The 21,197-nt window shown below is 42.3% G+C and carries 18 protein-coding genes and 1 riboswitch; of the genes, 3 read left to right on the top strand and 15 right to left on the bottom strand.

Annotation, left to right across the window (positions count from 1 at the left end; all coding sequences use genetic code 11):
* Positions 1 to 286: 286 nt before the first annotated feature.
* On the top strand, positions 287 to 427 hold the full coding sequence (locus tag V7201_RS10185) for a hypothetical protein (RefSeq protein WP_335376643.1): 141 nt from the start codon (positions 287 to 289) through the stop codon (positions 425 to 427).
* Between the two features lie 65 nt (positions 428 to 492).
* Here V7201_RS10185 and argH read toward each other — a convergent pair whose 3' ends face one another.
* The 5 genes from argH to V7201_RS10160 all read right to left on the bottom strand — a co-directional run bounded on the left by argH (position 493) and on the right by V7201_RS10160 (position 7,204).
* Entirely contained in the window at positions 493 to 1,983 is a 1,491-nt protein-coding gene (gene argH, locus V7201_RS10180) for an argininosuccinate lyase (RefSeq protein ID WP_335376642.1), read from the bottom strand.
* A 128-nt stretch (positions 1,984 to 2,111) separates the two neighbouring features.
* Positions 2,112 to 3,803 carry an ABC transporter permease gene (locus V7201_RS10175; protein WP_335376641.1) on the bottom strand — a complete coding sequence of 564 codons (1,692 nt, stop codon included), beginning with the start codon at positions 3,801 to 3,803 and terminating at the stop codon, positions 2,112 to 2,114.
* Positions 3,800 to 4,894, bottom strand: coding sequence for an ABC transporter ATP-binding protein (locus tag V7201_RS10170; RefSeq protein ID WP_335376640.1), 1,095 nt, complete (start codon positions 4,892 to 4,894; stop codon positions 3,800 to 3,802). Before V7201_RS10170 ends, V7201_RS10175 begins: the two co-directional genes overlap by 4 nt.
* A gap of 12 nt (positions 4,895 to 4,906) precedes the next feature.
* Positions 4,907 to 5,998, bottom strand: coding sequence for an extracellular solute-binding protein (locus tag V7201_RS10165; protein WP_335376639.1), 1,092 nt, complete (start codon positions 5,996 to 5,998; stop codon positions 4,907 to 4,909).
* A 15-nt stretch (positions 5,999 to 6,013) separates the two neighbouring features.
* Positions 6,014 to 7,204 carry an ROK family transcriptional regulator gene (locus tag V7201_RS10160; protein WP_335376638.1) on the bottom strand — a complete coding sequence of 397 codons (1,191 nt, stop codon included), beginning with the start codon at positions 7,202 to 7,204 and terminating at the stop codon, positions 6,014 to 6,016.
* A 417-nt stretch (positions 7,205 to 7,621) separates the two neighbouring features.
* On the opposite strand from V7201_RS10160, the gene V7201_RS10155 reads away from it, so the two are divergent.
* Complete coding sequence (locus V7201_RS10155; protein WP_335376637.1) at positions 7,622 to 10,132, top strand: NEW3 domain-containing protein; 2,511 nt, start codon at positions 7,622 to 7,624, stop codon at positions 10,130 to 10,132.
* Between the two features lie 146 nt (positions 10,133 to 10,278).
* On the opposite strand, the gene V7201_RS10150 is transcribed toward V7201_RS10155, so the two are convergent.
* From V7201_RS10150 to V7201_RS10130, 5 genes are all read right to left on the bottom strand, one after another.
* Positions 10,279 to 11,340 carry a hypothetical protein gene (locus tag V7201_RS10150; RefSeq protein WP_335376636.1) on the bottom strand — a complete coding sequence of 354 codons (1,062 nt, stop codon included), beginning with the start codon at positions 11,338 to 11,340 and terminating at the stop codon, positions 10,279 to 10,281.
* A 429-nt stretch (positions 11,341 to 11,769) separates the two neighbouring features.
* Positions 11,770 to 12,069: a hypothetical protein gene (locus tag V7201_RS10145; protein ID WP_335376635.1), complete on the bottom strand. Its 300-nt coding sequence runs from the start codon at positions 12,067 to 12,069 to the stop codon at positions 11,770 to 11,772.
* Positions 12,070 to 12,083: 14 nt separating this feature from the next.
* Positions 12,084 to 12,479: a hypothetical protein gene (locus V7201_RS10140; RefSeq protein WP_335376634.1), complete on the bottom strand. Its 396-nt coding sequence runs from the start codon at positions 12,477 to 12,479 to the stop codon at positions 12,084 to 12,086.
* 31 nt (positions 12,480 to 12,510) lie between these two features.
* Positions 12,511 to 13,374 (bottom strand): hypothetical protein, encoded by an 864-nt coding sequence (locus tag V7201_RS10135; RefSeq protein WP_335376633.1) that lies wholly within the window; start codon positions 13,372 to 13,374, stop codon positions 12,511 to 12,513.
* Between the two features lie 38 nt (positions 13,375 to 13,412).
* Complete coding sequence (locus V7201_RS10130; protein WP_335376632.1) at positions 13,413 to 14,267, bottom strand: HNH endonuclease; 855 nt, start codon at positions 14,265 to 14,267, stop codon at positions 13,413 to 13,415.
* A 66-nt stretch (positions 14,268 to 14,333) separates the two neighbouring features.
* A riboswitch (cyclic di-GMP riboswitch) is annotated at positions 14,334 to 14,424 on the bottom strand.
* 283 nt (positions 14,425 to 14,707) lie between these two features.
* Between V7201_RS10130 and V7201_RS10125 the strand changes: the two genes are divergently transcribed.
* Positions 14,708 to 15,562, top strand: coding sequence for a zinc metalloprotease HtpX (locus tag V7201_RS10125; RefSeq protein ID WP_335376631.1), 855 nt, complete (start codon positions 14,708 to 14,710; stop codon positions 15,560 to 15,562).
* 270 nt (positions 15,563 to 15,832) lie between these two features.
* Here the strand turns inward: V7201_RS10125 and V7201_RS10120 are convergent, their stop codons facing one another.
* The 5 genes from V7201_RS10120 to V7201_RS10100 all read right to left on the bottom strand — a co-directional run bounded on the left by V7201_RS10120 (position 15,833) and on the right by V7201_RS10100 (position 21,140).
* Entirely contained in the window at positions 15,833 to 17,248 is a 1,416-nt protein-coding gene (locus V7201_RS10120) for a hypothetical protein (protein ID WP_335376630.1), read from the bottom strand.
* Positions 17,249 to 17,330: 82 nt separating this feature from the next.
* Entirely contained in the window at positions 17,331 to 18,068 is a 738-nt protein-coding gene (nfsA, locus tag V7201_RS10115) for an oxygen-insensitive NADPH nitroreductase (RefSeq protein WP_335376629.1), read from the bottom strand.
* 71 nt (positions 18,069 to 18,139) lie between these two features.
* Positions 18,140 to 19,135 (bottom strand): Bug family tripartite tricarboxylate transporter substrate binding protein, encoded by a 996-nt coding sequence (locus V7201_RS10110; protein WP_335376628.1) that lies wholly within the window; start codon positions 19,133 to 19,135, stop codon positions 18,140 to 18,142.
* 46 nt (positions 19,136 to 19,181) lie between these two features.
* Positions 19,182 to 20,690, bottom strand: a complete 1,509-nt coding sequence (locus V7201_RS10105) for a tripartite tricarboxylate transporter permease (protein ID WP_335376627.1) — start codon at positions 20,688 to 20,690, stop codon at positions 19,182 to 19,184.
* A gap of 18 nt (positions 20,691 to 20,708) precedes the next feature.
* Positions 20,709 to 21,140 carry a tripartite tricarboxylate transporter TctB family protein gene (locus tag V7201_RS10100; RefSeq protein WP_335376626.1) on the bottom strand — a complete coding sequence of 144 codons (432 nt, stop codon included), beginning with the start codon at positions 21,138 to 21,140 and terminating at the stop codon, positions 20,709 to 20,711.
* Positions 21,141 to 21,197 lie beyond the last annotated feature (57 nt).

Raw genomic sequence — 21,197 nt, 5'->3', positions numbered from 1 at the left:
TATCAGACGTAAATTGGGGTAATAAAATGGTACATGGGGACGGTTCTTTTGTTCCAAAACTTCCTTTTTGCTGGGGAATTGTGTGAGGAAAGGACTATCTCTGTGTCTCGCTTTGGCCAAAATAAAAGGGAAGCATTATTTTGCTTCCCTTTTTTAATCTAACAATTTTACTGTTGTTAGCTTTTTATCGACTCCCAAATGGAACAAGAGAACTGTCTCTGGGTCTCAAGGATTTTGCAGATGGAGATTTAACGAATAACCTTGGATAAAGGAGACAGATGCACGTATGTTTAATAATCCATTTTGTCCAGCAGGCTGGAAGCAAACCGATCCATTCTTTGACATAGACAACGACAACATTCCAGTTTCAACAGAACCATACGTCGACCTCGATGTAAATGGCATTAATGATGGCATAGCAGGATGAAACCTGGGGACCATTCTCAAGTTCCTTCAACACTTTAAAGCGGTGGGGGTCTGACCCCCACCGCTTTAAAGTGTGAAACTGATTAGCTTTTCTCTCTTCTCGTCCAATGTCTGAACAACACTTGTATACGCCTCTAAATCCCACTCCAACTGTTCTTTCCGCACTCCTATCATCCGCGCAACTTCTTTAGGGCTCGGTCCTCCCTGTAAACTGCGGATCTCGATAAAGTACTCCGGCGAGATAATCTTCTGCCACTCGGCCTCCGATAACCGCACTTCCACAAATCCTTGAATGACCGTATTAATGGCTTCAACATCCCACTCATACAATTCCTTGCTTTCCTTCACCGTCTGCTTTGAAATGTAACTAGCGATAGAGTGAGCCTTCCTGAACGGAACACCATAATCACGAGCCAATGTATCGGCGAGCTCGGTAATTGTAATACTGGATTTCTTCGCCATTTCCTTCGTATGCTCACCATTCACCTTCAAAGTAGCAATAACAGCATACATCAGCTTCCAAACCCTATTGGCATTATTAAACGCACGATATAAATGCGGCTGCAAGTCATCTTCTGTATCAACAATATCCCCAAATGGAGTATTGTGCACCATATTAAAAGCAGCCAACGCATCTCCATAAGCACTGCTCGCAATGGAACGGGAATGCTCAATAGAAACTGGATTTCGCTTCTGCGGCATAATGCTGCTGCATTGCACATATGGATCTGCCACATAAAACGAACCAAATTCACGTGTGACGTGCTGCAAGAAGTCCTGTATCCACCTGCCAGTATTGACCATGCTCGTCATCAATGCAGAAGCAGTCTCCAACAGATAATCTGCGCCCCCAATCGAATCATAGGAATTCTCTACAACCCGATCAAATCCCAACAGCTCGCAAGTACGATTCCGACTGATTGGAAAGCCTGTCGTCGTCAATGCTGCAGCCCCTAATGAGGACTGGTTCACCGTCCTATAGGCCGACCACAACCTGCCGATATCCCGGCCCAATACATCATAAATTGCCAGTAAATAATGCCCCAAGGTCGTCGGCTGGGCTGGCTGTGTGTGGGTGTATCCTGTAATAATCGTGTCCTTATGCTGTTCTGCTTGGTCAAGCAGAACCTCACTCATTTGATAGGCACTGCCTAGCAGATTGACAAGATGCTCTCTCAAAACTAATCGATACATCGCCACACCCATGTCATTCCGGCTTCGGCCGATATGGATTTTACCAGCCAACTCGGCACCGATTTCCTCGCCGATCTTGGCTTCCATCATGAAAAACAAATCCTCAAACTGCGGCTGATAACTCAAAACGCCAATATCGGTCGTAGCGACCTTATTAATTCCTTCAAGCATCACTTTCGCTTCAGCTTTTTCAATGATTCCCTGCTCTGTCAGCATGATCACATGCGCCCGGTGGATATCAAACATGACATGGAACAAGTAGTCCCGCTGGTCGTTGAAAACAGGCTTCAGCAGCTCTTCGACGTAGGTCTTCCCCGGGAATGCCGCCCCTTCATTCTTAATAAACTCTTCTAGCTTGTTCATAGTTTCATCTCCGATTCTGGCAATGATGATGCCGCATTTCTTTCATATAATATCGGCAAATCAGACTTCTCATCTTCCTTTGTAAAAAGTCCATCCGAGTTCCTTCGAAAAATCCGAGCTACAACTCATTACGACAGCGAATTCTCCGCCTTCACCCCGAAAAACTTATTCGAAATCAGCAGCACAACGGCAATCAAGGTAATCTGAATCATCCCATAAGCAGCCGCCTGCCCCATATTGAACATCCTCAGCTGGTTCATGATCTCAATGGAGATTGGCCGGTTCGACAAAGTATACAAAAGAACGGAGGTAGGGAATTCCCCAACCGATTCCACGAATGCCAGCAAGGTTCCCGACAGGACACCTGGCATGATAATCGGTAAAATAACCTTCCTGAATGTATACAACCACTTCGCTCCAAGGCTCCTAGAAGCTTCCTCAATCGAATCATCCAGCTGCTCCAACACAGCATTCGTCGAACGGACCACTAACGGAATATGCCGGATAAAATAAGCCAGAGGAAGAATCCAGAACGTCCCGACCAAAATATTCCCGAAGGAGAAAATGTTCGGTTCATTAAAAGCAAAGATCAAGTTCATCCCGATAACGGTCGCCGGCAACGCCCATGGAATCATCACGAGAATGTCGACAAAACTTTTACCAACAAACTTTCTTTTTACCAGTACATAAGAAGCCAGCACACCAAACACAAGGTTCCCGGCCGTCGCAAGGAACGACAAAATCAAACTGTTCTTCAACGGCTTAAAAATGTCCGGATCCTGTAAAAGCAATCGATAATTTTCAAAGTTAAACACCGAAGGATACGTCTGCCATGTCCACGTACCATCCGGGACCAATGACAGCAACAGGATCGTGAAGTGCGGCAGCAGCAAGATAATCACGCCAACAACGCCAACCAGCACCATCGTCCATTTCAAAACCGGATTGTTCACTTCACTGCGATGGGCGCCAATTCCTTTCGTGGCCATCCGGTAATCCTTCCGGTTCTGGTACCAGCGCATGAATAACAAGAACGCGATGGAAACGATCGATAGAATGACAGATTGAGTCGCGGCAACCTCCATGTCCCCATTAATTTTGGAAAAATAGATTTGCAGACTCAATACGCGGTATCCGCCCGCCAACAAGAACGGTGCACTGAACGATGCCATCGAAATCATGAACACCAATAACGACGCCGCCACAATCGCCGGCGTCAATAGCGGGAACGTCACCTTCCAGAACACCTGGAACCGGCTCGCCCCCAGATTATAGGCGGACTCCTCCAGCGAAGGGTCGATCTTATTGATCGCAGACGAAACCGTCATGTAAAAATAAACATACATCGTATAGGCGTGGACAATCAGGATTCCTGAAATCCCGCCGATTTTAAAAGGGACTTCCTTAAGCCCAAGCAAATCCTTGATCGCGTTCGGGACAAGGCCTGTTTCCCCGTACAAAAACATGAAGGCCATAACCCCAACCAGCGAAGGAAGAACGATCGGCATGATCGCAGCCGTCGAGAAAAAGCTTCTTCCCGGGAAGTCATACCGGTTAAAAATAAACGCAAGCGGAATCCCGATCGCTGCACTGGCAAGCACACTCAGCACCGAAATATAAACCGAATTCCACAATGCCTGTAAATTCGTCTTCGATTCCTGGGTGAAAAAGTCCTGATAGTTTCCGAGACTGATTCCTCCATCCAGCCGCAAGCTCTCCAAAATAGTCCGCAGCGAAGGATACAGGACATAGGCAATCAGCACAAGCAAGACAGGAATCAGCAGATAAAATGTCAGCCGGTTATCACGATTCTTCATCATGACGCATCACCGCTCAGCACCGGGATGAGCCTGATTTGGTCGGCAGGCAGCTCGACCCATACATCGGCTCCAGGCTTCAGGTTGGCAGACACATGGTTCAGCACGTTTACTTCAAGCAGCAACCCGTTCACGCGAACCCGCACATTGATAATTGTCCCGAAAAACTGGACGTCCTCAACCTTTCCAGCAAAAACATTTGGCCGGTCTGCCTTCTCAGCCAAAATCTTCACAGACTCCGGACGAATCGAAAGCGCCAGCTCCCCATCTCCATGCTCCCTGTTAAAATTAAACGCAGTATTATGTACAACAAATTGATCCTCACCAGCCGAGACGCTCACACGCTCCTCGTCCACTCCATCCACTTTTACAGGCAAAAGATTTATCTCTCCTATAAAACTAGCAACAAAGTCATTCGCTGGTTCATTATAAATCTCAGAAGGTGTTCCGACCTGATGGCAGACGCCAAAATTAAACACAGCGATCCGGTCGCTCATCGACAATGCTTCTGCCTGGTCATGAGTAACGTAAATCGTCGTAATCTTGTATTCCTTCTGCAGCCGGAGAATTTCGGCGCGCATTTCATCCCGAAGCTTCGCATCCAGGTTGCTCAACGGCTCATCGAGTAAAAGGATTTCCGGTTCGATCACCAATGCCCTTGCCAGTGCCACGCGCTGCTGCTGACCTCCACTCAACTGACTCACCTGACGTTCCGCATATTGTTCGAGCCTGACTTTGCGAAGCACATCCTGAACCCGCGCCTTCAACTCACCAGAGGCGATTTTTCGCACTCTCAATCCAAAGGCTACATTTTCGAATACCGTCATATGAGGAAAAAGGGCATAGTTTTGGAAAACCATGCCCGTATTTCTTTTTTCAGGAGGTACACGCGTCATATCTTTATCGCCAAATCGCACTACACCCTTGGTCGGATAATAAAATCCCGCGATCATCCTCAGGGTCGTTGTCTTGCCGCATCCGCTTGGACCGAGGAAGGTGAAGAACTCGCCATCCTTGATTTCCAGGTTCAAATGATCCACTGCAATGACTTTTCCGAAGGCTTTTTGGACATTTTCTATGTTAATCGACGCCATACCGCACACTTCCTATTCTTTGATTTCTTTGTCTCCGCTCTTAATGTTTTCATCCCAATGCTTCATCCACGCATCGCTGTTATCCTGGAACACTTTCCAGTCGATATCCATTGCTTTGATTTCTGTGTCGGTGATCCACTTAGGCAGATCCTTCACATCATCGCGAGTCGGGATCCGGTAGTATTTTTCAGCTAAAAGCTTTGCCGCTTCCGGTGTGTTAACGAACTCATAGAATGCTTCCGCTGCTTTCGGGTGCTTGCCATCCTTGACTAAAGCGATCCCTTCCGTCAATACTGGCGTTCCGCTTTCTGGAACGATGAATTCAAATGGATAGTTCTTGTTTTCCTTCAGCATAACAACATCTGGCATCGCCCAGACAGATACAGAGCCTTCGCCCTTGGCAACCTTGTTGTACATCATTTCCGGGTTCGCAGAGTACTCCTTCGTATTCGCATCTAATTTTTCCAGCCATTCGTAACCTTTAGCTGTATCCTGGGAATCTTTAAAATCACGGTAGATCATCGCTGAGAAAATCGTTCTCATTGTTCCGGAAGCGAGTGGATAACGGATAATGATTTCATCCTTCCACTTCGGATCCAGCAGTTCATCCCAATCCTTCGGTGCTTCTTCCTTAGAAAGCTCTTTGCTGTTGTACATGATGACTTCTGGTGTCTGGCTTGTTCCTGACCAGTTCCAGTCTTTTTCATGGAAGCCGTCAGCCAGGGCACCGGAATACGAAGGCTCATAAGGCTTCAAAAGGCCTTCATCCTTCGCCTGGTCAAACATCACAGAAGGAGCGCCCCACCAAACGTCAGCTTGAGGATTGTTCTTTTCGGAACGGACGCGGTCAAGGACTTCCTGGGAACCCATATCCAGCCACTCAACATCGACATCATATTTCTCTTCAAACTGCTTCTCGAATTCTGATAAAATATCTTTTCCGTGCGGAGAATAAATGACCACTTTTTCTTCTAGCTTCTCTTTGGATCCTTTGTCTCCGGACGCTGGCTTGCTTGTGCCTTCATCAGAGCTGCACGCAGCAAGCATGAGCGATGCAGATAAAGTCAATGCCGTAATAATCGAAACCTTTTTCTTGTGTTTCACAAAAATTCCCCCTCATTAATGGTATTTAATCAAACTTTCGTGCTCCCTCATGAACAGTGACACTGCACCTAAGACCCCTGCATTGTCACCCAGTTGGGACGTCTTCAGCTGGACTGAACTAGGAAGGTATTGGTTCACGATTTCCTGCAGCTTCGGCAGGATGAATTCCGATGATTTTAAAACACCACCTCCTAAAATGACAACCTCTGGATTTAGCAAACTAGCAGCATTTACGATACCATAGGCCAAATGCTCGATTGCTTCTTCTAACACCTTAAGCGCAAGCGGGTCGCCGGTCTTCGCCAGCTTGAAGGCCATTTCCCCAGGCAGTTCTGAGGTAATTGCCTGCTGATGCAACGGGTGATCCGGCTCCTGCTGGATGCATTTCGTCAGCCTGTCTCCAATTGACTTTCCTCCAGCAACGCTTTCAAGATAGCCATATCGATGAAAAATCGGCCGGAATTCATTTTTCATATCATTTTTGTCTGTCACCATATAGCCCATTTCACCGGCAGCGCTTGATGCGCCGCGGTATAATTGATTGTTGATGATAATCCCGCTTCCAATTCCCGTTCCGACGGCGATGAACAGGACGTTTTGGTTGTCTTTCGCATTTCCGAGCCATTGCTCTCCAAGTGCCGCGACATTGACATCATTGTCGACATGGACCGGGAATGGAATGTAACGCTGTGCTTCGGTCAGGAAAGGATAGCGGACCCAGTTCAAGCTTGGAGCTTCCATGACCATTCCGCTCTTCGTTTCTGTGATCCCTGGCACCCCTGCGCCCATGCCTAAAATCTTTCCGGAATCAAGGCCTTCCTTTTTGATCATGCATTCAATCTCTTTCGCAATCTGCTTCAGCAAACCTGTCTCAAGATGTTGGCAGGTGCTGAAACTGCTGCTCGCCGCGATGTTTCCATTCAAATCGCAGATCACCGTCTTTACCTTTGTTCCGCCTATGTCCGTTCCAATGATGTACGCTGCTTTTTCATTGAAGCACAGCTGGATCGGCCTTCTCCCGCCCTGTGAAGTCGACTCGCCAATCCCTTTTTCAAAAATCCATTTTTCCTGGATCAATTCATCGACCAACAAAGAGACTGTCGGCTTGCTAATATTCATTTTCACCGCTATTTCTGCTCTCGAGATCGGTGAATTTTCCTGAATGCATTGAAGCACTCGCTTCTTGTTGAGCGTTTTTACTTGCATGGTCGTTCCACTTACATTCATAACATCACGGCCTTAATCTTTTTGGTTAGTAAGTTTTACTAATTAACTAAAAATATATAATAATTTGTAATCGTTTACAACTACTAAGTTCAGAAAATTTAAAAACTAATTATTATTAGGTATATTGGCTGTTTTTAGTATTTATGCAGGTGTAGATATTAAATTAGTAAGTAAAATATCCAGTTAGTGCCATTTTACCACGTGGAATAGTATAAAAATACCATTTTTAATTTTCTGACAACTTATTAATTTACAATATTATCTAACTGTGATTATCTGTAACTAGGGGTTATGTCTGTCGTTAGTTAGACAGATTAACTAACCGAACAAATACATAAAGAGGAAGGAGTGCGAGATATTTTTTACTGAAAACCAAAAATGAAAGGGGTTACAAACATGCGCAAGTATTTGATTGGTTTGCTTTCTTTCCTGCTGATCGTGTCGATGGTGCCTTTAAGCGGATCAGCTGTGGAGACCCAGAAACACGATGTTGAACTTTGGAATGCCGTTAAGCCTCTTGAAACGACTGTTACCTTTTTGAATACCGGTGCCCATCCGGATGATGAACGAAGCGACTTTTTAGCTTACCTTTCCAGAGGGCTTGGCGTTACGACAGCCAGCTTGATCGCGAACCGCGGTGAAGGCGGACAGAACGAAATCGGCAATGAGCTCGGCAACGCGCTTGGGATCATCCGCTCACGTGAAATGATCGAAGCCGCAAAAATAACCGGCGTTACTGCCTATCACTTAAGCGAAACCACCTCCGACGAAATTTATGATTTTGGATTCTCCAAAAGCCCTGAAGAAACATTGGCAAAATGGGGAGAAGACGAGACATATGAACGCTTGATCCGTTTTATCCGAACGTACCAGCCGGATATCGTCATGCCTTCTTTCAAGAATGACCCATCACAGCACGGCCACCACCGCACCATGGCCATCCTCACTGAACGCGCCTTTGAAGATGCAGCAGATCCGACTATCTATCCTGAACAGTTAAAAGAAGGATTATCTGTCTGGAAAATGAAGAAGTTCTACTTCCCTGCTACATCAAAAGAGACAGCAACCACATCGATTGAAATCGGCATGTACGATCCGATTTATGAAATGAGCTACCCTCAGCTTGGCGAACAATCCCGCTATATGCACAAAAGCCAGGGAATGGGAAGTGATATCCCAGTTGCCCCTCGCCAGGCGAATCTTGAATTAGCGCACACTACCGTAGACACACATGGCAGCGATGACCTATTTGCAGGCGTACCATATGACCTTGCAGAATGGGCACAGGTACTGCCGAAGAAAGAACTGAAAGTACAATACACGAAGCTGCAGGATCAGCTTGATTCCATCGTTGCTTCCTATCCTGACCGCAATGCGGTTTTCACACAAACACAAAAGGCATTAAAGGATGTCCGCCATCTACAAAAGAAAACTGAAACCGCTAAGCTTGATAAGGAGCTAAAATTAGACCTGCTTCATAAGCTGGGACTGAAGGAACAGCAGTTGCAGACAGCAAGCTTTGTTTCTTCGAGCCTTGATGTAAAAGCAGAAGCTGCATCGAACATCCTGACAAAAGGCCAGGAGACAACTGTTACCGTCACTCTTAAGAACAATGGCAGCCAGGAATTGGAGCATACCCAGGTTTCTTTGACCGCTCCAAAAGGCTGGAAGATTACTGCGAACAAAAAGGAAAAAGCCCTCTCACCAGGTGAGACTGCCCAGCTTACTTTTAATGTAAAGGTTCCTGAAAATGCCGAATTCTATCATGCGTACAAGGAACCGGCTTTGCAGGCAGTCGTTTCTTATAAGAATAAAGGAACGGCAACGGTCCAAACTCAGAAACTGGAAGGAACCATCGCTGTCCTACCGGATGCAGCGGTCAAGCTGAATCCTGAGGATATCATCGTGAATACCGCCAATGTGCAAAAAGAAATTCCGGTAAAGGCTAAAGTCAAAAACTATTACAATGGCAAAACGAAGGCGTCCGTTTCCTTAAAAGTGCCTGCAGGCTGGAAAGTCGAGCCGCAATCAGCAGCTGTTGATTTTGCAAGCCAGCTCGAGGAAAAAGAAGTCGCCTTCACCCTTTCACCGCCAGCAAACATTCAATCAGGGGATTTCAATATTGATGCAGAAGTTTCTGTAAACGGGAAAACATTCAGCTCAACGATCCAGGAAATCAGCTACGACCATATCGGCACCTTCTATTATCAATATCCAGCACAGGTCCATGGCGTCGCCTTCGAACTATTGAAGAACGATAACTTAAAAGTCGGCTATATCGACAGCGGATTTGATATGGTAGCGGACTACCTAACAAATGCAGGGTTAAACATCACCAAGCTGACAGAAAATGATATCACGACAGGCGACTTGAGCCAATACGACACAATCGTTGTCGGCATTCGCGCCTACCTATCAAGAGCCGATTTGCTAAAAAACAATGCACGCCTGCTTAAATATGTGGAAGACGGCGGGCACTTAGTCGTCCAGTACCACAAGCCAAGCGGCGACAACTGGAACAAAGACACATCCGCACCATACCCATTAACGATCGGTAACGTCTCCATCAAATGGCGCGTAACCGATGAAAACGCCAAAGTAAACGTCCTGAAACCAGAGTCCCCTCTCTTCAACTATCCAAACAAAATCACAGACAGCGACTGGGACAACTGGGTACAGGAAAGAGGACTATACTACCCAATGGCATGGGCACCAGAATACGAAACATTCGTCAGCATGGCCGATCCCGGCGAGGCCCCATTCGATGGCGGTATTCTGATGGCAAAGTATGGTAAGGGAACATATCTTTATACGAACCTTGTATTTTATCGACAGATTCAGAGTCAGGTACCTGGTGGGTATAGGATCTTCACCAATCTAATCAGCTACGGTTCAGAAAACGAATAAATAAAAAAGTGCCTGGTTTCCACTGCATTAAGCAATGGAAGCAAGGCACTTTTTTTGAAGAAACACGGGGACCGTCACTGTTCCTCAAAGTAATAATCCTACGAAGCGTGACACCATAAACCTCCACGCTTCCCACTTATATATTTTTATCCCTGTTTTAATACATAGTCTTTATAATGATATATCTTACTGTATTTAAACAATTCATTTTCAATTTGTATATTATTTTCTGGAATATCAAAAAACCTCTTTAAAAAAGCAAATAAGTGTTCTTCTTTAATAGGTAATTTTTCTTCTAATTCAAATAATGAAAATGAGTAATTATTCAAAAGAAAATATTGTAAGTTTTCATGAAAAAGTTGCAATAATTCCTTTGCCCATACTGTATTCTTAACAATCAAGGGAGATTCACCTTCATTTAATACTAGAGCTTCTAAAACAGCCATTTTTGAATAAATTGAAGGCATAATATCTATTGAAGTGTTGTAACTTGGATCTTCTATAAAAAACTCTATAGGAGCCATAGAATCGTTGTTGAAGAATACATTGATTCCTAAGCCATTGAATCTACTATTCTTTACTTGTCTATCAGGACTTCTATATGTATGATTAATACTTGATTTTACTTCTGCTAGACCTATGACATTTAAGAATTTATCAATTATGATAAAGTCAGGAGACGGTGCCCTATTAGATGTCCCAACTTTTAAGATTCCATGTTCTTGTACATTATCAATCTGAGCCAACAATAACCTTACTAAACCTTCTCCATATCCCCCTGATATTTTCCCTTTTTTTTCTGGTAAAATTCTGCTAACCAATCTTTTGTTTGTAAAGAGTACTCCATTTTCCACAACTAGGGGATGCTGATTTAGTATATTTATATAGGGATGAACTTCTCCAGTAGCCATAATTTCATTAAGCAACCCAAAGTAATCACTTAATAGAAAAACTAAGTTATTATGTATCTCTAGATATCTACTTCTATCATAACTCGTAGCCCTTAACCTAAAGTACGTCCTGTTTGCAAGTTTATATGCATCATTAAGATAACTATTAATATCAAGATGTGTTAAGTTAGAATTTAATGAACTAAGATTCTTCTTAACCATTTGATGTAATTTGCTACCCGCTGTAAATGTTTGATGTGATATTGCTGATGCAATAGTAAAATCCATAGTTTTTGCAGGGCTGCTCAGACTAGACATATAAATCTTCTCACCTCATCTTAATTATTTCGAAAGGACGCGAAACTCGGAGACGGTTCTTCTGCTTGACAAAATAACATAGTAATATTCAATATTTTTTTGGTATCCTCCTATTCTACTTTAGTTTAGCAGTCACATATGTATTGAAAAAAATTGAAAAGAGCTCAGTTTCTAGTTCACTTTATTTCGAGTACAGAATGGGACATTAGAACCGTCTGTTTCGGATCTTTTTCTCTCTTCAAGTTTGTCAATTCCACCAGAGTTATTTAATAACTAAATGTAATAAGCCATAAGAAAAAAAAGCTTAATGACGAATCCCCGCAAAACTTCTCGTCTTTTATTTCGACTCCCGAACGTGACACTAGAACCTTCCCGGTGTCTGCGCTATTTGGAACGCAAGAACCGTCCCCATGTTCCACCCATTTCCCATTAAATACTGTTCATTTCCAACATTAACTTTTGAATAGCTTCTTGATCGTCATTTTTGATAGCTTCTTCTAGTTGCTCGTTTAATAGTTGCAGCTGGTTGTTTTGTTGTTTGTTTTGCATTTCTTGATTGAACTTTGCTTTGTCTGCTTGCAGGATGGTGTATATTTGTTGTTCTTTGGCCAGGATGGCTGCTCGTTCTGCTTCTTCCTGCTTTATTGTTGCGTCCAGTTCTTCTGCTGCTTGTTTTAATGTTTCTTTGATGATTTGTTCAGCTTGTTCCCATTCTTCTTTTGAGGACATGATTTTCACTCCTATTAGTCAATATAACTCTTTATAGGCTGAAGGCCCTCCAGCTTTACATCCTGCAATTTGTTATCCAGTCCATCTAGCGGGTTCTTGTTATAGACATTCATCATTAAATTGGATGCAAGCGTCACAAGCTGCATATTATTTTCCTGCAGTCCCTTTTCAAGTACTTTATCTGCAGAGCTATACAATCGTTCACGTTCTGCGAAACTATTTTCCATGAATTTCTCAAACTTGTCTCTCTCCAGCTCAATCTTGGCGGTGATGGCATTGAGGCAAGAAATCAGACGTTGCCTTTCGGTTTCTTCCACTTCTTTTGCCTTCAAGTAACTTGTCGCCGAATTAATCGTTTCTGTTACAACTGATGCGATATCCAATGGGCTAAAAACATTTTTTACACTCATTATGACTTCCCCTTTTCATTTGAAGTTTCCACTATATTTGTCGGACTAATTGCTCTAACTGTTTAGTCAGTTCCTGATACTGAGTCGTGATGACTGCCTCATCTTGAAGAAACTGTGTAGTAAGTGTTTTTTCCAGCATCCTGATGATTTCGATCGCTTGCTCTGCATCCTGGACGTCCGATTCATCGGTAAAATCTGAAGCTAATAATTCTTCCGTATGCTTCATTTTTTCTTTAAGAGGGCGATATAAGCGCTCAATCAGCGAACGTTCTTCATAGATGTTTTGTTCAACAAAGGCCAAGTTCGTTTTCAATACTCTTAGTCTTCCACCCTCTAATTCCAGCTTCGCCTTAATTTTCTTCGCTTCCTGCAAATAGGCATCTGCCTGTTTCACACGTGTTCTTTGCTGGATTAAATCCATGCCAATAATCCCTCCGACAAGTCCTACACCCAATGTACCGATCACCGCAGCGGCTGCAGGCATGAAGGGATTGCTATCCTCAGTATGTGAAGAATAAAAATCCTTCCTTCTTAAATGATAGTCTGTTATATATTTCTCCACCGTTGCTTCGTATTGACTTTTAATCTCTTCATACAATTTCTTTTTATAGACATAATGATCGTCAATCAACGTTTCAACACAAAGTATTTCCGTGTGGACATCATCAAACAACGCATCATACTTCCTTCGGGCCTCATACAGGATCTCTCCTGCTTCACTATTTTTTTCATAAGATGTTTTATAATCGTTGTTGCCTTTAATCACCATTTCTTTAAAGCCGTCCGTCATCAATTCGGTAAACTCTTTTCTTCCATCACTTAGGATCTGCCCTAATTCTTTTCCTGAATCGGCGAAGATTTTACCTACTTCGAAAACATTCCTAAAGAAACCCATCACACTGCCCCTTTTGGCTCAATTTTGCTTTTTCTAACTTATCTATACTCACTCCCGCCACCCCAAAGTTCACGGCCTCCAGTATGTCCCACGCTTGCATGGGTTTCCCGGTCAACTAACTGCAGGACGCCTGGCTCTTCATTGTGATGCCAAGTGTATCCTTCTGGATTATCTCCATTGGACAAAGCTTCAATGTCAGCTTCGTTCAAGCCTAGCTCTTCAGCTAATTCCGGATCTCCTTGAATATCCTCATATAACTCATAGTTTGCATATGTAAAATGGATATAATCGCTTCTCAGATACATGTCTTCCTCTATATCCACTTCATATTCACTATCGAAAACCGGGAAGGAATCCGTAACGTTTTCACCATTAGGAAGTTCAATCGTTTTGGTCTCGAATGGTATATCGTCACCTGATAAATCGGAACCTGTCTCCTCCGCATCAGCAATATCGACTCCATCTATAATATCGACAACTCCTACAGCCAATGCTCCTATGGCAACCGTTTTAGCGATGGATATGGCTCCTTTTTTAACACGGTCATGATCTCCATCGATAAAACCGCCAATGACTTCACCGCCATTATGGACCGTGTGTTTAGCAGTTTGGTAGACCCCCTTCGCAGTCCTTCCGACAGCACTTCCGATATCATTCAAGCCCTGATCACGCTGCGCGGGATTGTCATTGATGATTCCCGCAACCGTCCCAACAGCTCCATCAGCAGCTTGTCCAACTGTAGTTCCAGCGAACTCCGAGGCTTTTCTTACTCCTTTTCCGATATCCTCGATCACATCTGATCCGGTTAACTCCCCAATAACCTGGATGGGTCCTCCAACCACAATCCCAGCGGTTTTCCCTGCATATTTACCAAACGTCTTAAGAAAGCTCATGCCATGATTCCCTCCCGGATAATAAAAAAACTATGACAAAAAGCCATAGTAAGAGAATCTCTATTCTATGGAGACCTGACGATCATAGCATACCTCAGCATGCCTTAGACTCACGGCTTTGCGTCCTCCCCTTTCGAGAAGTTTGCCTTTTTCATAGTATTTGATTTGGAATTATTTACATATTAAGTATATAGGTCTTTGGAACTGGATGTAAAGGAAAAATTCAACGATTTCTTGTTAGGACTGATGTGATGCCATAACGCAGTAAACCGTCCTTTTGTATCTCATTATTCACTCTTAATGAAACGTCAGAACAGCCATCTGTATCTAAATTCCTATTTTTTCTAAAAAAATTACATAATTCGACAATATTCTTTTTCAGCAAATGGTAAATTAGTAGCACATAAGGCGAGTGAATACTAATTTAGGAGGAATGAAAAGTGTACATTGTCGATTTTGCGCGAAGGTTGTTTAGAAAGGGCAATATAGGAATTATTATTTATCTTATATTGAATACCTTGCTGGTAATAAGTTTGTTTAATGAGCTGTGGATTGGTTTGCTTATGTATGCCATATCTTTGACGCTTGCCCTTTCTCCATTTGGAGAGTGGCTGTTAAGAGTTCAACAAGGTTGTAAGCCATTATCGAGACAAGAGCATATTGAAAGATTACTCCCTCTTTTTAATGAGGTATATGCTCAAGCAAAGAAATTAGATCCTTCAATCTCCGGTAATGTGAAGTTATTCATTAGTAAGGATAACAACGCGAATGCTTTTGCTACAGGCAGAAAAACAATCTGTCTTACAAAAGGACTTTTATCTTTCAGTGATGAAGAGATTAAAGCAACCTTGGCTCATGAATTTGGTCACTTATCTAATAAGGATACTGATTTAATTCTCATTGTTTCTGTAGGTAATATGATTGTAACCGGCATGTTTGTGATTTATCGATTCTTCTTTTATATCGCTGGAATCATGATGAGTATAATAAATAGAAGCTTTGGCACCCTAGTCATTACTTTCTTTGTTGATGTCATATTAGTTGCTATGATGTGGTTATGGACAAAATTCGGAACTTTACTTGTTATGAATTCCGTAAGAAAAAATGAATATGAAGCAGATTACTTTGCTCATCAATTAGGATATAGAGATTCACTGATAAGAGTCTTAGATAAGTTTGATGAAATGGATAATTCTGAATTAAAAGGTCTATGGGCGAATCTTGTTTCAACACACCCAGATCCAGATATGAGAATCGGCAAACTTCAGCAGCATGAAGAGAAGGCAGTAAGTTGAATTAGAATATAGATAGAATATAAGGACGGTTCTCTTGTTCGATTTGGAACGTAAATGCCTAGAAAAATAGGATTTTTACTAATTTGGTTATTTACTGATCAAAAAATAATGAAACAACAAAGCCAGGTTCTCACAATATTTCATTGGAGGAACCTGGCTTTTTTTAAATTGCTATCTGCTATTCATTTATTGAATGAGACACGAAAATCGTCCCCATACTCCACTTCTTGCGTTTCAAACCGGAACACGAGAACCGTCCCCATGTTCCACTTACAATCCTACCATTTCCAAATACAAAGGAATGATAATAAGCATAATAATGACATACCTTATGTTCCAGCGTATCGAGAGTTCTAGGAGGTCCACTTTTAATAAATTGGCTAGGAGATTATTTACTGCTGTGGCTGGAGCTACTGGATTTGTGATTCCCCAGCTTGCCAAAAGGAGTACTGCGAAATATTCTGGACTGAACCCAATTAATTCAGGTTTTAGACTGGTTACACAAATGGTTACCACTACAATGGGGTGTATTCCAATTAATGCAGTAAGAAAAACAATGAAAGAAAGAAAAAATGCTGTTCCTAAATGAAAGGATCCAAATATATTTTGAATAAAGTTGATTAAGGTGTTGCTTAAGTCAGCATGGATAAAAGCGCCACTAAAAAAGCCTGCTATCAAAAACAGAACAATTTCTTTTTTCATCCGGGGAATTCCAATATACACATGCTGTTGGAATTCTTGAAAATATACGGTGCTCTTTCCTGAAAAAACACACCAAAGTAGCGGAAAGGCCAAAGAAACTAAACAGATCATCAAGACAATAGAGTATCCAGTCATAAATTCGAGAATTAAAACAGCGGCTGTTATTACGATTAGATAAGTAAACAGTTCGAATACTTTCTTTCTTGCATTAATCAGTGTCTCTTTATCCTGGTATAGTCCCTTTTCTCCTTGCTCCTCTGGAAAGCTCGCCTTTATTTGGCTGCGGTCGATCAATAAACTAACCAAAATTCCTATTATAGAAAGTCCCATTGAATAAAATACGATAGAAGACCATTTTATAGGCAGCTGGCTTAAGATAAGGGCCATTGCAGAAAAGTACGGAGACCAAAATATGGTCGTTACGAACCCCCGGTTTATCGCATTAGCTACAAGGCGTGGAGCTTTAATATTAGAAGCAGCCGTAAGTTGATTAACGATGGAAACGGACCCTATATTTAAAACGACACCCAGAATGTGAGTCAAAAAAGTGGTACCAAGATAAAAAAAGTATGGTTCGTTCATTTTTTTATTTAGAACGATTTTTAATGCTTCAACATACCCACCTGCTTTTACAGGTATCCCAAGCAATGGTACAACTAGAAAGATAGCGACAAGAGTAATATTGATCCGCAATGATTTAAGCCACTCTTGTGCCGGGACATGATGATAGGCCATTAGTGAAACAGCAGCGAGCAAAAGAAGGACACTAATGACAAGCGTGGTTCCCCTAATTCCCGGCATCACCACTACTATAACGGCCAGTGCGATAAGGCTTACCAACCTCTCTACCTCTGTAACCGGAGCCATTTGAAGGAGGATATAGCCGATGGCGAGAAAGCCAATGAGAATTCCTTGAACCTTATCCCTGCTCTTTATTGATATATGGGCTTCAGGTTGGGCAGAAACAGACGTTTGTCCTTGCACGATTACTCCTTTCCACACGCATCATCCTATTAAAGCGCGTTCCTTCATCGATATGAAATGTATTTAAATTCGTTTATACATTCTATTTAAATCCGAACTTCTTCTCTTTTAAAAATTCAGCCATATGAACCCTTCTAGGCTCTTTATATACTTCCGAAACATAATCTGTCCACGTCTGACTTCGCTTTGCTGATGTTCTATTCTCATAATATTGTTTCATCGTATTATTGTATTCCTGAATGAATCCCGGCAATTTCGCATAATCATATTCTTCTGTATGAACCACCGCATTAATTGGCAATCTAGGCTTTTGCTCATTTACTTTCTCAGGATAACCAAGACACATCCCGAATAAGGGGAAAATATGTTCTGGAATGTTTAATAGATGGCATACGTCATGTGGATTGTTTCGGATCCCGCCAATAAATACACCACCCAGTCCTAGCGACTCTGAAGCAAGAAGTACATTTTGACCAAACAATGCAGTATCGACAGTGGCAACTAAAAGAGGTTCCACTAGATTAAGGTTCATAGACTTACTTTCGAGATCATGGCTTATTTTTATTCGATTTAGATCTGCGCAAAACACCAAAAATACTGGACTATTCGCAATATGCGCCTGATTACCACACAGTTCTGCAAGACATCGCTTCTTCTCCTTTTCTCTTATTACAATGACTGAATAAGCTTGCAAGTGATTGGAAGTTGAGGCCCACTGGCTAACTTCAAAAACCCGTTTTAAAAGGTCATTAGATACATCTTTTTCAGTAAATTGTCGAACTGACCGATGTTTTTCCATAACTTCCATTAAAAAATTCATAAAAGTTGCCTCCTTATTTTCATCCTATAAATGTAAAGGAGAAAAAGCATCCGCTCTTTCTCCTTTCATGATTACTTAATGATTCCTGCAGCCTTTAAGACTTCTTTATTAAGGTCATAGTCTTTTTTCATAATCTCAGCAAAATCTTCAGGTCCTGCATAGCTTGGCTCAACCCCAAGCTTTGCGAATGTGTCGATAACCTTCTGATCTTCCAATGCCTTTTTAAAAGAATCATGCAGAACGTTTATGACATCTTTAGGTGTATCTGGCGGTGCGATCAGTCCAGTCCAAACGTCTGAAGCAACATCAACACCTTTTTCCTTTAATAAAGGAACATCTTCTAATCCCTTGGATTTAAACGATCCAGTATTCACAAGCGCGCGAATTTGACCTGACTCAATCTGAGGCATAGCTTCTACCGTTTGGATAACCGCACCTTGTACGTGGCCGCCTAACAGTGCAGCTAAGGCTGGTGCTCCTCCTTCATAAGGAACGTGTTTTAACTTAACTCCCGTTTTAGCCGAAAATGCTTCCATCGTAATATGCTGCGTTAACCCCGCACCAGTTGTTGAGTAAGTGAACTTGTCAGGATTAGCTTTAACATATTCAAACCACTCTTCGTAGGTTTTCCATGGTGCATCTTTCTGGACGACTAGAACGTTTGGTGTTGCTACTACTTGCATGATTGGTTCTACTGTATCCGGTGAGTAAGCTGTATTATCTGTATGTGGCTTAATAGTCATTGGTCCTACAGTGGTCATCCCAATTTTATAGCCATCGGGCTTGGCATTAAAAACTTCAGTTGTTCCAATAACACCCGCTCCGCCTTCTTTATTGACGACCGTTACATTGTAGCCATTCGGAAGATAATCAGAAATGACAGAGGTAAGAGCTCGAGATGCTGTATCCGTTGTTCCACCTGGCGCATAAGGAACGATGATTTCGATATCTCTTTTAGGAAAATTGGATGCAGCTTCACCATTGTTAGCAACATCGTTTTTGGAGCACCCGACTGCAAGCAAGGCCGCAAATCCGACCACGGCTAATTTCTTAAATACTAAGTTCATCAATTCTTCCCCCTTAAATAGTATCTTATTGGCAAATCAGTAAATCTTAAGCAGGAATATCTTCTTCTAAACGATCTTTGCCTTTGCTTTTTTTCCAAAGGTCCTTAACTAAAGGATAAAAAAAGCTTATCAATGCAATTCCTAAGAATATACCTGAAATTGGTCTTGTAAAAAGCACCGTAAGATCTCCGCTGGATTCGATAATTGTTCTTCGAAGATTAGACTCAATGATAGGACCAAGAATAATTCCAAGGATAAGCGGAGGCAACGGGTAATTGAATTTCTCAAGCAAGTAGCCAATAACCCCGAAAACGAGCGCCACCCATACATCAAATAGATTGTTTGACAAAGAGTAGCTGCCAATAAAACATAGAGTTACAACAATGGGAAGTAAAATATTCTTAGGGACATCGACCAGTTTACCTACAAACCGTACTGCAAATAAGCCGATTAAAAGCATAAATATATTTGCAATAATAAGAGTAATGAACAAACTATAGACTAGTGGACCGTTATTTTGAAACAATAATGGACCTGGAGTAACGCCTTGAATCATAAGCCCACCTAGAATGACGGCGGTTACCACATCACCCGGAATACCCAGAGTCAAAAGCGGGATTAACGCGCCGCCAGTTACAGCGTTGTTTGAAGTTTCACTAGCAATGACTCCTTCAGGGATGCCCGTCCCAAATTCCTTTTTTCTTTCAGGCTTAGCAAAACGCTTAGATTCGTTATAGCTTAAAAATGTAGCAATTGAGGTTCCAGTTCCCGGGATAATACCGATAAAAGTACCAATAGCAGAGGCACGAAGGAATTCTTTCCAATAAGATAACATTTCTTTTATTGAGATACGTTCACGCTGATATTTAATCTTCTCTTTAATCCCTTCTGTTGCTTTTTCCTCAATTTCCTTTATAACCTGTGAAACAGCGAAGAGACCGATTAGAGCTGGAATAAACGAAACTCCACTCGTTAAGTTCACACTCCCGAATGTAAAACGTGCAACACCACCAATAGGGTCCATCCCGACCGTTGCGATCATAAGACCTACACCCGCTACAATCATCCCTTTTACGACGTTATTTCCTGATATAGTACCGACGATACTTAAACCAAACACCGCAAGAGCAAAGAATTCCGCCGGACCAAACTTTAACCCGAATGATGCAAGCTGCGGAGCAATCAGTATCAAGACGAGACAACTGATAATGCCGCCAACGAAGGATCCGATTGTGGCATAATTAAGTGCTTTTCCTGCCTGTCCTTTCGCCGCCATGGGATAACCGTCTAGCAGAGTAGCAGCAGCTGAAGGGGTTCCCGGAGTCCGGATTAAGATCGCGGTAATGGATCCCCCATACATCCCCCCTATATATATGCCAAGAAGCATACTGATCGCGGGGACCTGCGGCAAAGTGAATGTGTAAGGAATCAATAAAGCGATTCCCATGGTTGCAGTTAAACCTGGAATTGCACTCAAAACAACTCCGAGGAAAACTCCTGCAAAGACGAGAACCAAAGTTTGGATATCAAATACTTGCGATAGTACTTGTTCCATACAACCTACCTCCCTTCATTAAATATGAACATTCAGAAGTACTTCAAAGAGCAGAAATATTGTGGCTACAGAAATAACGGATACGGAGAGCAGGAGTTTGTAGCTCTTGACTCCAAGCAATATCATAAGTGAAAAAATTAATAAGAACGTGCCAATCTTATAATCAATGTAAGAGAGACTCAGAACATATCCCGTCATTATGGCGATCATCACCAGAAATCTGCCTGCCTGAAAATCAGAGCTGCCACTTGATGTCTTCTTCGTTTTTGAAAAAAACAAGATTAAAAGCTGCAGCGCATTAAAGAAAATGATCGTGTATAAAATGATCGTCGGATAAAACCCTGGTCCTAAACCTTGTATAGAATTCGGGGTTGGTAATTGTTTCACCATATAGAGCATGAAAAAGCTTAAGATCAACATGGTTATATTAACAAGTACTTCTTTTCTCAATAAAATCACCTCCATGTTTTGTCCATTTGAACCAGTTCACAGATGATCTCCTATGTG

Origin of the sequence: Bacillus sp. JJ1122, from assembly GCF_036964885.1 — a bacterium.
In the GTDB taxonomy this organism is placed as follows: domain Bacteria; phylum Bacillota; class Bacilli; order Bacillales; family Cytobacillaceae; genus Mesobacillus.
This window is presented reverse-complemented; position numbering and strand designations above follow the sequence as displayed.

Coding starts and splice junctions, on each gene's coding strand:
- V7201_RS10160 (WP_335376638.1), bottom strand. CDS start 7,204: ATGCAAGTAAAAACGCTCAACAAGAAGCGAGTGCTTCAATGCATTCAG.
- nfsA (WP_335376629.1), bottom strand. CDS start 18,068: ATGAATTTTTTAATGGAAGTTATGGAAAAACATCGGTCAGTTCGACAA.
- V7201_RS10105 (WP_335376627.1), bottom strand. CDS start 20,690: ATGGAACAAGTACTATCGCAAGTATTTGATATCCAAACTTTGGTTCTC.
- V7201_RS10145 (WP_335376635.1), bottom strand. CDS start 12,069: ATGTCCTCAAAAGAAGAATGGGAACAAGCTGAACAAATCATCAAAGAA.
- V7201_RS10135 (WP_335376633.1), bottom strand. CDS start 13,374: ATGGGTTTCTTTAGGAATGTTTTCGAAGTAGGTAAAATCTTCGCCGAT.
- V7201_RS10155 (WP_335376637.1), top strand. CDS start 7,622: ATGCGCAAGTATTTGATTGGTTTGCTTTCTTTCCTGCTGATCGTGTCG.
- argH (WP_335376642.1), bottom strand. CDS start 1,983: ATGAACAAGCTAGAAGAGTTTATTAAGAATGAAGGGGCGGCATTCCCG.
- V7201_RS10175 (WP_335376641.1), bottom strand. CDS start 3,803: ATGATGAAGAATCGTGATAACCGGCTGACATTTTATCTGCTGATTCCT.
- V7201_RS10140 (WP_335376634.1), bottom strand. CDS start 12,479: ATGAGTGTAAAAAATGTTTTTAGCCCATTGGATATCGCATCAGTTGTA.
- V7201_RS10110 (WP_335376628.1), bottom strand. CDS start 19,135: ATGAACTTAGTATTTAAGAAATTAGCCGTGGTCGGATTTGCGGCCTTG.
- V7201_RS10170 (WP_335376640.1), bottom strand. CDS start 4,894: ATGGCGTCGATTAACATAGAAAATGTCCAAAAAGCCTTCGGAAAAGTC.
- V7201_RS10130 (WP_335376632.1), bottom strand. CDS start 14,267: ATGAGCTTTCTTAAGACGTTTGGTAAATATGCAGGGAAAACCGCTGGG.
- V7201_RS10150 (WP_335376636.1), bottom strand. CDS start 11,340: ATGTCTAGTCTGAGCAGCCCTGCAAAAACTATGGATTTTACTATTGCA.
- V7201_RS10185 (WP_335376643.1), top strand. CDS start 287: ATGTTTAATAATCCATTTTGTCCAGCAGGCTGGAAGCAAACCGATCCA.